Raw genomic sequence first — 14,100 nt, forward strand, 5'->3', positions numbered from 1 at the left:
CGGTTTCTCAAATACTTGCTCAGCGGCACTGTCGTGCTATCCTCGTCACTCGACGGCCAAAAAAACGCCGGCTCCATCGCTCAGCCTTTATTTGCCCGTCGTGGCCGTTGCCGTGTCCCTGTTGAATTATTTCCCACACAATTTGCTGTCGCATTGTTTGCCCATGGCAAGCGGCGCGGCCGGACCGCGCTCGGCCGCGGCCATGGCGACTATCCTGATCCTGTTCGCGCTCACGTTCTTTTCGGTACTCATCGAGAGCTGGAGCCGCCATACGGCCTATCGCAGCCAGCTGGGGCAAAGCCGCATCGCCGCCGAGAACGTGGCGCAGGCGGCCGACGAGCATGTCGAAGGGGCGATGAACACGGTCGCCTGGCTGCTCGACGGTATCGTCGAACGGGTGGAAACGGATGGTCTTGACGGCGAGGACAGGCGCCGCCTGCGCGACTACATGAAGACGCGGCTGGGCAGGAAAGACTCGGCGTTGCAGGGCATGTATGTGCATGGCCCGCGCGGCCAGTTGCTGATATCGACGGACCCGCATCCCACATGGCATGTGTCCAATGCCGATCGCGCCTATTTCGACTATCACCGCACGCATCGCGATGGCGAGGTGCGCATCGGGCCACCCATCGTGAGCCGCACCAGCGGCGAATGGATCATCACGTTGTCGCGCCGCTGGAACGACAAGGCGGGCAACTTCGGCGGCATCGTGCTGGCAACGATCCCGGTCGATTACTTTGAACGGTATTACCGGCGATTCTCCGTGGGTCCGCGCGGCGCCATGCTGCTTGCCATGACCGATGGAACGGTCGTGGTGGGACATCACTCCGGCAGGGATGACGTGGGCCAGTCCGTCGCCAGCTCGCCGCTGTTCCAGTTCATGCGGCGCAGCGGGCCGCGCGGTACCGTCATGTTGAAGACGGATTTCGACGGCGTCGAGCGGCTGATGAGCTATCGCCGTGTGGAAGGCTACCCGCTGGTGGTCACCGTGGCGCTGGCAAAGGAAGAAATCCTGGCCGACTGGTGGACGGTCACGCGGCAGGAATTCGCCGCCATCGTCGTCATGCTGGGCACCCTGTATGCGCTGGGCGGCTGGCTGCTCGTGCACATCCGCGGCAAGCAGCGCCTGGAAATCCGCCTGCGCAACGCCCAGGCGGAACTGGAAGCCAAGAACGCCACGCTGGACCGGCTGGCCCGCACGGACGCGCTGACCGGCCTGGCCAACCGCCGCTGTCTCGACGAATGCCTGGCAGCCGAAACGGCACGCGCCACCCGCGACGGCGGCCGCGTGGCGGTCATCATGATCGACGTCGATCATTTCAAGCGCTACAACGACACCTATGGCCACGCGGCCGGCGACGACTGCCTGCGCGCCGTGGCTGCCGCCATCGGTACCGTCGTCCACCGGCCGGCGGACCTGGCCGCGCGTTTCGGCGGCGAGGAATTCGCCATCCTGCTGCCCGGCACGGACGTCGATGGCGCGCTGCGGGTGGCCGAGGCGGCACGCGCCGCGGTGGGAACACTGGCGTTGCCGCACACCGGCAATGGTGCCGGCATCGTGACGATCAGCGCGGGCGTCGCCGCCATCCGGCCGCGCGAGGCCGATGCCGCCCGTTCCCTCGTCGAAGCGGCCGACGGCGCGCTGTACCAGGCCAAGGAAGCCGGCCGCAATCGCGTGGCCGCGGCCCGGACGCAGACGCAGACGCAGACGCAGACGCAGACGCAGACGCAGACCTAGACCCGGGAGCCGCCCGCCGGACTGACCGCCACCTGCAGCGTGGCCCGCAAGCCGGGCCGGTTGTCGGCCAGCAGCAGCGCGCCGCCATGCAGCCGCGCCACGGCCGAGACCACGGAAAGGCCGAGGCCCACACCGGGCGTGCCGCGGCTGGTGTCGCCGCGATAGAACCTTTCCACCACGCGGGGCCGTTCATCGGCCATGATGCCGGGACCGTTGTCGGCCACCACGATTTCCAGCATGTCGCGCCGCGGGCGCTGCACGGAGATGGCGATGTCGCCACCTTCCGGCGCATATTTCAGCGCATTTTCGACCAGGTTGCCGAGGGCCTGCGCCAGCAGCACCGGATCACCCACGGCGGTCGATGCGCCGCGCGGGGTGAATGCCAGCGCGATGTCCTTCAGCTCCGCGACCGGCGCGTAAAACTCGGCCACCTCGGCCGCCAGCTTCGCCAGGTCCACCTGGACGAAGCCGTTGCGCCGGCTGCCGCTGTCGATCTCCGCCAGGCGCAGCAGCGCATTGAAGATGTTCATCACGCGGTCCACGTCGCTGATCGCCGCATCGATCTCGGCAAACGTTTCTTCCTCGGCCGGGCGGGTCACCGACAGTTCCTCGAGCCGCGCACGCAATTCCGAGAGCGGCGTGCGCAGGTCGTGCGCGATCGCGTTCGACACGTCCTGCACGCCCGTCACCAGGTGTTCGATCTGGTCCAGCATGCGGTTCACGGTGCGCGTGAGCAGCTGCAGCTCGTCGCCATCGCGCGGTTCCTGGAGGCGGCGCGACAGCTTGCCTTCGATGATCGCGGCGGTCGTCTGGCTGATACCCTGCACGCGTGCCAGCAGTGCACGGCGGATCAGCACGCCGCCCAGCGCGGCGCCCATCAGCACCGTCGCGGCGCAGGCCAGCAGGCCCCAGACGAACAGCCGTTCCAGTTCGTCGAAGCGGTTCAGGTTACTGGCGATCAGCAGGCGGTAGCCGCCGCCAAGGGTGAGGCGCACCAGTTCGATGCGGCGCGGCTCACCAGCGACGTGGATCGTGGCCGATCCCGTGCCGTCGCGGTCCGGCAGGCCGGTGGGCCAGCCGGGCAGGTTGCCGGCCAGCTTGACACCGTTCGGCGCCATGAACAGGATGATCTTGCGCACGCCGTCGTTGGTGCCCACCACCTGGCTCTCGATGGCGGTCGTCAGCGCGAACGGCCCGCCGCGCGCGAACAGGTTGGCAAGCCGCTGCGCATCGGCCGTGATCAGTTCCGTGCGCACCTCCTGGATGTTGGTATGCCATGCATACCACAGCGGCCCGGCAAACATGGCCAGTACGAGCAGGCTGACGATACCGTAGCCGAGTGCGATCGTGCGCGCGGAAAAACCGGGCAGCCTCACGGTATTGCTCCTTTCCTTGCCCCTTTCCTTGTCCTTGTTCGGCTCATGGCTGGTCCGTCAGCATGTAGCCGGCATTGCGCACGGTGCGCAGCAGCGGCTTGCCGAAGCCGGCATCGATTTTCTGGCGCAGCTTGCTGACGTGGACGTCGATCACATTGGTCTGCGGATCGAAGTGGTAATCCCACACGTTCTCCAGCAGCATCGTGCGCGTGACCACCTGGTTCGCGTGCCGCATCAGGTATTCGAGCAGCTTGAATTCGCGCGGCTGCAGCGCCACAGGCTTGCCGGCCCGTGTCACCTTGTGGGCCAACATGTCCATGTGCAGGTCGTCCAACGCCAGTGTCGTCTCCACCGCCTGGTGTTGCGAGCGGCGCAGCAGCGCGTCCAGCCGGGCCAGCAGTTCGCCGAACGCGAACGGTTTCACGAGGTAATCGTCGCCGCCGCTCTTCAGGCCGTGGATGCGGTCGTCCACGCCATCGAGTGCGGACAGGATCAGGATCGGCACGTGGTTGCCACCCTGGCGCAGCGCTTCGACGATGGCCAGCCCGTCGATCCCGCCGGGCAGCATGCGGTCCATCACGATCGCGTCGTACGTTTCGCTCACGGCGTGGTACATGCCGTCGCGGCCGTTGTCCGCGTGGTCGACCGTGTGGCCGGCTTCGGTCAAGCCTTTCTTGACGAAGCGGGCAACGCGTTCGTTGTCTTCGACGAGTAAGAGTTTCATGGCTTTCAGAGGTGCTTTATAGCCCAACTGCGAGAGGCTGGGGTCAGACCCGGCGGGTCTGACCCCGGAATTTGCGCGCGGGTCTGGAATGCTCAGGATGCCGGAACCAACAAGCCTGCATCGGGCGCGGAAGGCGCGTCGCCGGTGCGCTCGAGCCACCCGCCACCGAGCGCGCGGTACAGGCCCACGAGGGCGGCCAGCTGGTTCTGCCGGGCGGCGATCAGTGAAACGCGCGCATTGTACAGGTCCGTCTTCGCCGTCAGCACGGACAGATAATCGTTCGTGCCGCTGCTATACAGCAGCTCGGCCAGTTCCAGCCGGCGCTGCTGCGACGCCACGTCGCGCCGGCGAGCCGCCAGTTCTGCATCGTAGGTGCCGCGCGCGGCCAGGCCGTCCGCCACCTCGCGAAATGCCACCTGCACGGCTTGCCGGTACTGCGCCACGCCGATGTCGCGCGCGATGCGGGCGTTGTCGAGATCGGCCTGGCGCGCGCCGCCGTCGAACAGCGGCAGCACGAGGCTGGGCGCGAACGACCAGACGCCGGTGCCCGCCTCGAACAGCCTGCCCAGCGCGGCGCTGGCGGTGCCGGCGCTGGCCGTCAGCCCGATGTTCGGGAAGAAGGCCGCGCGGGCCGCGCCGATGTTGGCGTATTGCGCGCGCAGCTGCGCCTCCGCCTGCAGCACGTCCGGCCGGCGCAGCAGCAGGTCCGATGGCAGGCCGGCGGGGATATCGGGAAACTGCGCGGCCAGCAGCGGCTGCCGGTCGAGCGGCGTTGCCGGCGCGCTTGCGGGCGGCAGCGGCTGGCCGAGCAGCAGCACCAGCGCGTTTTCCGCCTGTGCGCGCAAGCGCTGCTGGGCCGCGCGGTTGGCCAGCGCCTGTTCCACGGTGCCGCGCGCCAGCGTTTCATCGAGCTCCGACACGGTGCCCGTATCGAACTGCAGCTTCACGATGCGGTACGACTCGCGCGCCGCCGCCAGCGTTTCCTCCGTGACGGCCAGCTGCTCCGCATAGGCCAGCATGGCAAGGTACTGCTCGGCCACCTGGGCAACCAGCAGGATGTGGGTGGCCTGCCGGGCGTGGGCGCTGGCCAGGTACTGCTCGCGGGCGGCGTCCGTCAGGCTTTGCAGGCGGCCGAACAGGTCCACCTCCCAGGCCGCCGCGAACCCGGCGAAATTGCTGCGCGTGCTGTTGCCCCCGCCGTTACCCGCATTGTTGCTGCTTCCTGCGCTCCTGCCGCGCGTGCCCGACGCTTCGAGGTCGACGCGGGGCAGGGCGGCGCTGCGCTGCAGTTGCAGGGCCGTGCGTGCCTGGCCCACGCGCAGCAGCGCGATGCGCAAGTCCTGGTTGTTGGCCAGTGCGACGCCCACGAGCTGGCGCAGGCGCGCATCGACGAGGAAGTCCTGCCAGCCGATATCGGCCGCGGCGATGTTGCCATCCATGCCGGCTGCGCCGGCGCCGTCGTAGGCCGGGCCTGAAGGATAGGCGGCCGGTGCCGCGCCGGCCGGGCGTTCATACGCCGGCTGCAGCGCGCAGCCGGAAGCCAGTGCCGCCACCGACAGCAAGGTCGTCAGGCGCTTCATCAATTCACCTCCTGTACAGCGATGGCAGCGGGCTTGTGACCGCGCCTTTTTTCCCTGATCTTGCCGGCAATGAGCACGAAGAACAGCGGGATCATGAACGTGGCCAGGAACGTGGCCGTCAGCATGCCGCCGATCACGCCGATGCCCAGCGCGTTCTGGCTGGCCGCGCCGGCGCCGCTGGCAACGGCGAGGGGCAGCACGCCCAGCACGAAGGCCATCGACGTCATGAGGATCGGCCGCAGCCGCAGCTTGGCCGCTTCCATCGCCGCGTCCAGCACGTCCTTGCCCTGCAGTTGCAGTTCGCGGGCGAATTCCACGATCAGGATCGCGTTCTTGGCCGACAGGCCGATCGTCGTCAGCAGGCCCACCTGGAAGAACACGTCGTTTTCCAGCCCGAACAGCGTGGCCGCGGCCAGCGCGCCCAGCACGCCGATCGGCACCACCATGATGACGGAAACGGGAATGGCCCAGCTTTCATACAACGCGGCCAAACACAGGAACACCACGAGGATCGACAGCGCGTACAGCAGCGGCGCCTGGGCGCCAGCCTGCGATTCCTGCAGCGAGATGCCGCTCCACTCGTAGCCGATTCCTTCCGGCAGCTCGCCCATCAGGCGGTCCATGATTTCCATGGCTTCCCCGGTACTGTGGCCGGGCGCCGGCTGGCCCAGGATCTCGGCCGACGCGAGGCCGTTGTAGCGCTGCACCGACGGCGCACCCCATGTCCAGCGGGCGCTGGCGAAGGCGGAGAAGGGCACCATGGTGCCGGCGGCGTTGCGCACGTGCAGGAAGCGGATGTCGTCCGGGTTCATGCGGTATTGCGCGTCAGCCATCACGTAGACGCGCTTGATGCGGTTGTCCGTGTCGAGGAAGTTGTTGATATAGCGCGAACCCCAGGCGGTGGAAAAGGTCTGGTCCACGTCCGTCAGGTTCACGCCCAGCGCGGCCGCCTTCTCGCGGTCGACGTCGATCTTGTAGGTGGCGTTGTCGGCCTGGCCCGTGAACCGCACGCGGGAGAGGGCCGGTTCGTTTTTCGCCAGTTCCAGCAACTGGTCGCGTGCCTTCGCCAGCGCCTCCTGGCCCAGGCCGCCGCGGTCCTGCATCTGCAGCGAAAAACCGGTGGCCGAACCCAGGCCGCGGATCGGCGGCGGTTCCACCGCGGTGACCTGTGCTCCCTGGAAGTCGCCGTAGCGCGCGGAGATGCGGCTGCTCAGCGCCGCCACGGACAGGTCCTTGTCCGTGCGCTCGTCCCACGGTTTCAGGCGCACGAACAGCCGGCCCTGGTTCTGGCCCCGGTTCGGCTGGCTGGCGCCGATCGTGGCGAACGTGGAATCGACCATCGCCTTCTCGTCGTTCAGCAGGTAATGATTGATTTCTTCCAGCACCTTGCCCGTGGTCTCCAGCGTGCTGCCGGCCGGGGTCTGCACCTGCACGAACATATTGCCCTGGTCTTCGCGCGGCAGGAAGCCGCCCGGCAGGCGCAGGAACAGCAGTGCAACGACACCGATCATCACCACGTACAGCGCCATCCACACGCCGCGCCGGCGCACGATGGCGGCCACGCCGCCCAGGTAGCGGTCGCGGCTCGCGTCGAAACTCCGGTTGAACCAGCCGAAGAAGCCACGTTTTTCATAATGGTCCGGATCGGGGCGCTTGAGCAGGGTGGCGCATAGCGCCGGCGTCAGGGTCAGCGCGATGAACACGGACAGCAGCATCGACGCTACGACGGTCAGCGAGAACTCGCGGTAGATCGCGCCCACCGTGCCGCTGGAGAAGGCCACCGGCACGAACACGGCCGAGATCACGAGGGCCACGCCCACCAGCGCGCTGGTGATCTGGCTCATCGCCTTTTCCGTGGCCTCATAGGGCTCCAGGCCTTCCTCGTGCATCACGCGCTCGACGTTCTCCACGACCACGATCGCATCGTCGACCAGCAGGCCGATGGCCAGCACGAGGCCGAACATCGACAGCGTGTTGACGGTGAAGCCCAGCGCCGACATGATGCCGAAGGTGCCGAGCAGCACGACCGGCACCGTGATCGACGGGATCAGGGTGGCGCGGAAATTCTGCAGGAACAGGTACATGACGAGGAACACCAGCACGATGCCTTCGAGCAGGGTGATCACCACTTCATGGATCGACACTTCGATGAACGGCGTGATGTCGTTCGGGTACACCACCTTCAGGCCATGCGGGAAGAACGCCTTGAGCTCCTCAAGGCGGGCACGTACGGCATCGGCCGTGGTCAGCGCGTTGGCGCCGGGCGCCAGCTGGATGCCGATGCCGGAAGCGGACTTGCCGCTGTAGCGCACGTCGACGTTGTAGTTTTCCGGGCCGAGGGCCACGCGGGCCACGTCGCCGATGCGCACCGACGAGCCGTCCGGCTGCACCTTCAGCAGGATGCGGCGGAATTCGTCCGGCGTGCGCAGCAGGCTGGCCTGGTTGATCGTGGCCGACAGCGTCTGCCCCGCCACGGCCGGCGAACCGCCCAGCTGGCCGCCGGAGATCTGCACGTTCTGCGCCTGGATCGCGCGGTTCACGTCGAGCGGTGTCAGCGCGTAGCCCGTCAGCTTGACCGGATCGAGCCAGATGCGCATCGCATACTGCGTGCCGAACACGTTCAGACTGCCCACGCCGGGAATGCGCGACAGCGGATCCTGGATGTTCGACGCCACGTAGTTGGCGATATCGAACTTGGTCATGCTGTTGTCTTCGGAAACAAAGGCCGCCACCATCAGGAAGTCGCTCGTCGACTTCGTCACGCGCAGGCCCGACTGCTGCACTTCGGCCGGCAGCCGCGGCTCGGCCGAACGCAGCTTGTTCTGGACCTGCACCTGGGCGATGTCGGGATCGGTGCCCGGCGCGAACGTCAGCGAGGTGGTCGACTGGCCCGTATCGTCGGTGGTCGACGTCATGTACAGCAGGTTGTCGATCGCCGTCATCTGCTGCTCGATCACCTGCACCACGGTGTTGGCCATGGTTTCGGCGGAGGCGCCGGGGAAGGTGGCCTGGATCTGCACGGAAGGCGGCGAGACGGGCGGATACTGCTCGACCGGCATCTTGAACAGTGCGATGCCGCCCACCAGCATGATCAGCAGGGAAATGACGATCGCGAAGATGGGCCGCTGGATGAAGAATTTAGCCATGCGGGGTCATCCTCAGCGGGCTGCCGGGGCGGCGGCGGAAACGGGATCGGGGGCTGGTGCGGTAGCCAGCTTGCGCGGCGCCGCGGCACGCGCCTCGACGATGGTGCCGGGCCGCAGCTTCTGCACGCCGCTGACGATCAGGCGTTCGCCTTCCTTCAGGCCGTGTTCGACCAGCCAGTGGCCGTCGACCAGCGCGCCCGTTTCCACGGTGCGCACTTCGGTCTTGTTGCCGGCGCCAACGAGCATCACCGTGGCTTCGCCCTGCGGATTGCGGGTGACGGCCGGCGCCGGCACGCGCACCACGCCCTGGCGCACGCCCTGGTCGACGCTGGCGCGCACGAACATGCCGGGCAACAGCAGCTTCTCCGGGTTCGGGAAGCGTGCCCGCAGGGTTACGGAGCCGGTATCCCGGTCGACGGTCACGCCGGAAAACTCCAGCACGCCCGCATGCGCATAGGTGCTGCCGTCTTCCAGCTTGAGGCGCACCTGCGCCTTGCCGGCGCCCGCCAGTTTCAGGCTGCCGTTGGCGATGTCGCGGCGCAGCGCCAGGCCCTCGGCGCTCGACTGCTGCAGGTCGACATACATCGGGTCGAGCTGCTGGATCGTCGTCAGCAGGGTGGCCGAGCCGCCCTGTACATAGGCGCCCTGCGTCACCTGCGACACGCTGCTGCGGCCGCTGATCGGCGCCGTCACGCTCGTGTAGCCGAGGTTGATGCGCGCCGTCGTCACGGCCGCTTCCGCCGCGGCCACGTCGGCGGCGGCCTGCAATTGCGCCGCCTCGGCATTGTCATATGCCTGCTTGCTCACGGCGTTCCCGCCCACCAGCACCTTGTAGCGCTCCAGCTGCGACGTGCTGCTGACCAGGTTCGCCTTTGCCCGCTGCAGGGCGGCCTGCGCGCTCGACAGCGCCGCGCGGTAGGGTGCCGGATCGATCACGTACAGCGGATCGCCCTTGCGCACGTCCGATCCCTCGGTAAAGCGCCGGTCCTGCACGATGCCGTCGACCCGGGCGCGCACTTCGGCCAGCAGGAACGGCGCCGTGCGGCCGGGCAGTTCGAGTGCGAGCGGCACAGCCGTGCGTTCGACGGTCACCGTGGTGACCTGTGGGACGGTGGCGGCGCGGGGCGCCTTCTCGGCGCCGCAGCCGGCGAGGGCCAGCGCGGCCATGGAGGCGGCCAGCGAGGCCGCCAAAAACGTGGTGCGCACGGCAGCCGGACCCGCGTGGTGCGGGCGGTGAGGGAATGGCATGGATGGTCCAGGTGACAAGGGTTAACGATGGAATCCTCGAACCCCGCACTATGCCGGTTGGCGGCTAAAGGCGGAATGGCCGAATCATTAATTATCGTTAATCTGCGCGAACGATGGCGCCGCGACCGGCGCAACCCACTTGCGAGCGACATTGCCAGACCGGTGCCAGGGATCTGCTCACGGACCCGTTCACAGCTGGGCTAACGGGTCCGCCGCCGGCTCTCGTCCTGCCCGAGCACGCGGGCAATCACGTCATCGGGCAGCGCTTCGCGGCGCAGCATGCGTTCGGCACGGGCAATGTCCAGTCCCCCGGCCAGCGTGATGGCGGCCTCCACGACCGCCGCGTGGACGACGTCGCGCCGGCGTCCGGCCACGTGGTAGAAGCCCGGGCCTTTCGGGGCGTCCGGCGCGGGTTCGACGCTGGCGGACGCGGCAGCCGGCAGCGCCGTCATCGACGTGCGGCTCACGCCCGACGACAGCACACGCTCGACCAGGTCTTCGGCGGTGTGCGCCGACTGCAGGTACTGCATTGCCGCTTCCATGCCGCGCAACCTTAGCAGGATCAGCGCGATATCGATCGTGCGCGCTGTCGCGGTATCCCGGCGTGAATCTCGCATCCGTTCTCCTGGCGCTCAACGAACCGCGGTATCACCGCTGCCTTCCAGGCGCGGCTACCTATGGCAGATTAGCCTGCATCGGCCCCTGATGCAAAGCAATTTGTGCTTCAGGCCGGGCGCGGAAATGGGCTCTTCTGGCGGTGCGTGTTGTGAAATCGTCACACTACGACAGGAATTGGCCCGGCTGCAACGTGCCGGCGACGCACGCCACGTCACCGGACACGTCTCCGCCGGGCCGGGTCCGGCAGCGGCGGCCTGCGCCTTGCGGTAGGGGTTTTCCCTCTGAAACCCGCATGAACAGGGCCTCCCCGGACCTGGCGCGGGACACCGCCTGTTGCGACCGGTCGTTCGCTTATTCATTTGGACTGATATCCGATTCGATATCGAAAAGCGGAAAAATTTGATTGGATCGGTAATTTCCCCGTTACTAAGATGGGTTCGCAGCACCATGAAAGCGTTGCCCGAGCGACGCGCCAAAACAAGTAAAACACAGGAGATGCAGCATGAATAACACCGGAACCGGCACGGTCCGCCCATCCCGTAACCTGAAAATGAAACTGTCGGTTGCCGCGCTGATGGGTGCTGGCCTGCTCAGCAACGCCTCGGTATGGGCGCAAACGACCGAACAGACGGCACCGACTGAAACGCCGACCGTGGTCGTGACGGGCGTCAAGGCATCGCTGATCAAGAGCCTGGCGATCAAGCGCACCAGCGACCAGGTGGTGGAATCGGTTGTTGCCGAAGATATCGGCAAGCTGCCCGATAACAATGTCGTTGAAGCGCTGCAGCGCGTGACGGGCATCCAGGTCACCAACCGCGCCGGTGGTGAAGTCGGCACCTTGTCCATCCGTGGCCTGCCCGACGTCCAGACAACCTGGAACGGCCGGAGTATTTTCACCGCGTCCGGCACGCAGGTCGCGCTGCAGGACATTCCTTCGACCCTGGTTCGCCAGATCGACGTCTACAAGACGCGCGACGCCAGCCAGCTTGAAACGGGCATTGCCGGCCAGGTCGACGTCAAGTCGCTGCGGCCGTTCGATTTCAAGGGGCCGAAAGTGTCGCTTTCGGCGCGGGGAACCTATCTGGACCCCGCGGAAAAGACTAACCCGCAGCTTAGCGCCATGTTGAGCAACCGCTGGCAAACGGGCTTCGGCGAAGTCGGTGCCCTCGTCAATCTGTCGCAAACCAGGACGAGATACCGCAATGAAAGCGTGACGCCGGGTGCCATGGTGCCGTTCGCCAGCCCCAATGCCGCCGAAGTGCCCGCAGGCTACACGCCCCTGCAGCGCATCACCGACACGAGTATCTGGACGCCTGGCACCCTCACTGGCTTGCCGACGGCGGCGGGGTCGACGCTGGATTTCAACGGCAAGGCTCATCCATATTACCTGTCGCGCGACGCCATTTTCCAGTCCGACCTGCAGGGAGATCGGAAGCGCCCCTCCGCCAATATCGCCTTGCAGTGGAAACCGAACAGCAGTTCGGTCTATACGTTTGAATCGATGTACAACGGTTATCGAGACAAGGCCTTCAACCAGTTGCTGTTCAGCTTTGTCGACTGGTGGGGGGATCTCGGCAGCAACCCTGCCGGGACGATCACGACGTTCCCGGGAACGAACATCATCAAGAGCCGTACGGTCGGTAACGTCTATGGCTTCAACAGCGGCGACTACACCACGTCGGCAACCGATTCCCGTATCTATGCCCTGAACGGCAAATGGGACATTGGCGACAGGCTGAAGCTGGAAGGCGACCTGTCGTACCAAAGCAGCACCTTCCACTCGGAATTCACTGCTACCCGGATCGATCGCACCGCACCGTCCATCACTGTCGACTTCAATGACGGCGGCGACAATACGGCCTTCCGTTTCAATAACAATGCTGACCTGACCGACCCGACCAAGTGGAACGTCGCGCAGTTCTACGATACCGCCAACCGCAACAAGGGCAGCGCCGCGACGGCCAACCTGACGGGCGTCTACGATGCCGACTGGGGCCCGCTGCAGACGCTCCAGTTCGGCCTGCGCTTCGACGATCGCAAGGCATCGGAGGCCAACCGGACGCAGTCGGCCTTCTTGGGCCGCAACCTCGCCTCGCTGGATTCGAGGTATCAATCCACCAACTCGAACTTCGGCACGGACATCTCGGACGTTCCGCGCACGTGGCTGGAGCCCAATGCCTACTATATCCGCGACAATCTCGACGAGTGGCGCAAGCTCTATAACGCGGCCGACAAGAACTTCCTGACGACGGACCAGCTGAGCCTGCAGAAGACGTTCAAGGTCAATGAAAAGACGGCCAACCTCTTCCTGATGGCAAACACCCAGAACGACCTGTTCGGCCGTCGCCTGCGCGGCAATTTCGGCGTGCGCTATGTCAAGGTCGATACCGACATGACTTTCTACAAGGTCGATGCCACCACCAAGGCGGTCACGGCGACCAGTGCCAGCAAGTCGGCCAGCAAGCTGCTGCCCAGCATGACCCTGATCTACGACCCGGTCCAGGACGTGGTGGTGCGCATGAACTATGGTGAAACCCTGCGCCGCCCGGGCTTCGGTGCTTTGAATCCTGTCCTGCAACTCGGCGACGACGTGTCGAAAGTGGGTTATGGTTCGGGCAGCGGTGGCAATCCCGATCTGGAACCGACGCGCTCCAAGAACCTCGATCTGACGGCCGAGTGGTATTTCCAGAAGGACAGCGCGCTCTACGGCACGCTGTTCAAGCGCAAGATCAATGGCCTGGTGGTGGACTTGCGCCGCAAGGTGCACGTCGATCCGGCGGACGACCCGTTCCGCAACTCGACCTCCGGCGGCGACCATACGAACGGCTATGACTATGTCATCAACTCGCCCGTCAACGCCTCGAACGGTACGATCAAAGGCGCCGAGCTCGGCTTGATCTATTTCCCGAAAGGGCTGCCGAGCCTGCTGGACGGTCTGGGCATCCAGGCCAGCTTCACGCGACTCAGCTCGTCGCAAAACGTGCCCACCGCCAACGAAGCCGGCGTTATCGTCTCCCAGCTCGAGACACCGTTCTTCGGCGTGTCCGACAAGTCGTATAACGCCACCCTGGCTTACGAAAAGGGCCCGGTCAGCGCGCGGTTGTCCCATGTCTGGCGCTCCGGCTTCTTGTCCAGCAACGAAGCAGCCCTGTTTGCAAACCCGATCGGTATCTGGCGTCATCCGGAGAAGAGCCTGGACATGCAAATCTCCTACAAAATCAACGACAACATGTCGGTCGATATCAGCGGGGTCAACCTGACCAACGAAATGCAGCAGCAGTACTACCACTTCGGCGATGCGGGTAACGCGCAGGTCAGCAATTTCGGCACGCTCCAGATCGGACGTTCGGTCTCGTTCGGTTTGCGCTGGAAGATGTAAGCCCCGGCGGTCAAGAAGACTCCGCCAGCCAAAAAGGGCGTTGCCGCGTTACACCGGCAACGCCCTTTCGAGCCCGCCTGACACCGGCCGCGCGAAGCCGGGAATATACCGATGGTTGGGGCCTCAGCGCGGGCGCCTCGTTTGCTTTCGATATGTCTCGCAGGTGCCTCGCCGGTGTGTTGCAATGTGTTGATTTGCTGGGAAAAACGTGAAACCGGCGAGACAAACGGCAGGCAGTCCGAGAACGAACGAGGCGCGAGCCGTGAGGGCGGAACCATGCATATATAGGCA

Annotated in this window: 8 protein-coding genes; 2 read left to right on the plus strand and 6 right to left on the minus strand. The window is 65.8% G+C overall.

Annotated features, from left to right (window positions below; all coding sequences use genetic code 11):
- The first annotated feature begins 202 nt into the window (after positions 1-202).
- On the plus strand, positions 203-1,738 hold the full coding sequence (locus EWM63_RS25935; protein ID WP_165390930.1) for a GGDEF domain-containing protein: 1,536 nt from the start codon (positions 203-205) through the stop codon (positions 1,736-1,738).
- Here EWM63_RS25935 and EWM63_RS25940 read toward each other — a convergent pair.
- The 6 genes from EWM63_RS25940 to EWM63_RS25965 all read right to left on the minus strand — a co-directional run bounded on the left by EWM63_RS25940 (position 1,735) and on the right by EWM63_RS25965 (position 10,429).
- Entirely contained in the window at positions 1,735-3,114 is a 1,380-nt protein-coding gene (locus EWM63_RS25940) for a sensor histidine kinase (RefSeq protein ID WP_229487509.1), read from the minus strand. The genes EWM63_RS25935 and EWM63_RS25940 overlap by 4 nt on opposite strands.
- Before the next feature lie 43 nt (positions 3,115-3,157).
- Entirely contained in the window at positions 3,158-3,838 is a 681-nt protein-coding gene (locus EWM63_RS25945; protein WP_130189110.1) for a winged helix-turn-helix domain-containing protein, read from the minus strand.
- Between the two features lie 92 nt (positions 3,839-3,930).
- Entirely contained in the window at positions 3,931-5,418 is a 1,488-nt protein-coding gene (locus EWM63_RS25950; protein ID WP_130189111.1) for an efflux transporter outer membrane subunit, read from the minus strand.
- Positions 5,418-8,564 carry an efflux RND transporter permease subunit gene (locus tag EWM63_RS25955; RefSeq protein WP_130189112.1) on the minus strand — a complete coding sequence of 1,049 codons (3,147 nt, stop codon included), beginning with the start codon at positions 8,562-8,564 and terminating at the stop codon, positions 5,418-5,420. The genes EWM63_RS25950 and EWM63_RS25955 overlap by 1 nt, the downstream gene beginning before the upstream one ends.
- Positions 8,565-8,576: 12 nt before the next feature.
- Positions 8,577-9,812: an efflux RND transporter periplasmic adaptor subunit gene (locus EWM63_RS25960; protein ID WP_165390931.1), complete on the minus strand. Its 1,236-nt coding sequence runs from the start codon at positions 9,810-9,812 to the stop codon at positions 8,577-8,579.
- A gap of 200 nt (positions 9,813-10,012) precedes the next feature.
- Complete coding sequence (locus EWM63_RS25965) at positions 10,013-10,429, minus strand: hypothetical protein (RefSeq protein ID WP_130189113.1); 417 nt, start codon at positions 10,427-10,429, stop codon at positions 10,013-10,015.
- Positions 10,430-10,932: 503 nt separating this feature from the next.
- On the opposite strand from EWM63_RS25965, the gene EWM63_RS25970 reads away from it, so the two are divergent.
- A complete protein-coding gene (locus tag EWM63_RS25970; protein ID WP_130189114.1) occupies positions 10,933-13,809 on the plus strand; it encodes a TonB-dependent receptor in 2,877 nt (958 codons plus the stop codon).
- Positions 13,810-14,100 lie beyond the last annotated feature (291 nt).

Origin of the sequence: Pseudoduganella lutea (assembly GCF_004209755.1) — a bacterium.
GTDB lineage: Bacteria > Pseudomonadota > Gammaproteobacteria > Burkholderiales > Burkholderiaceae_D > Rugamonas > Rugamonas lutea.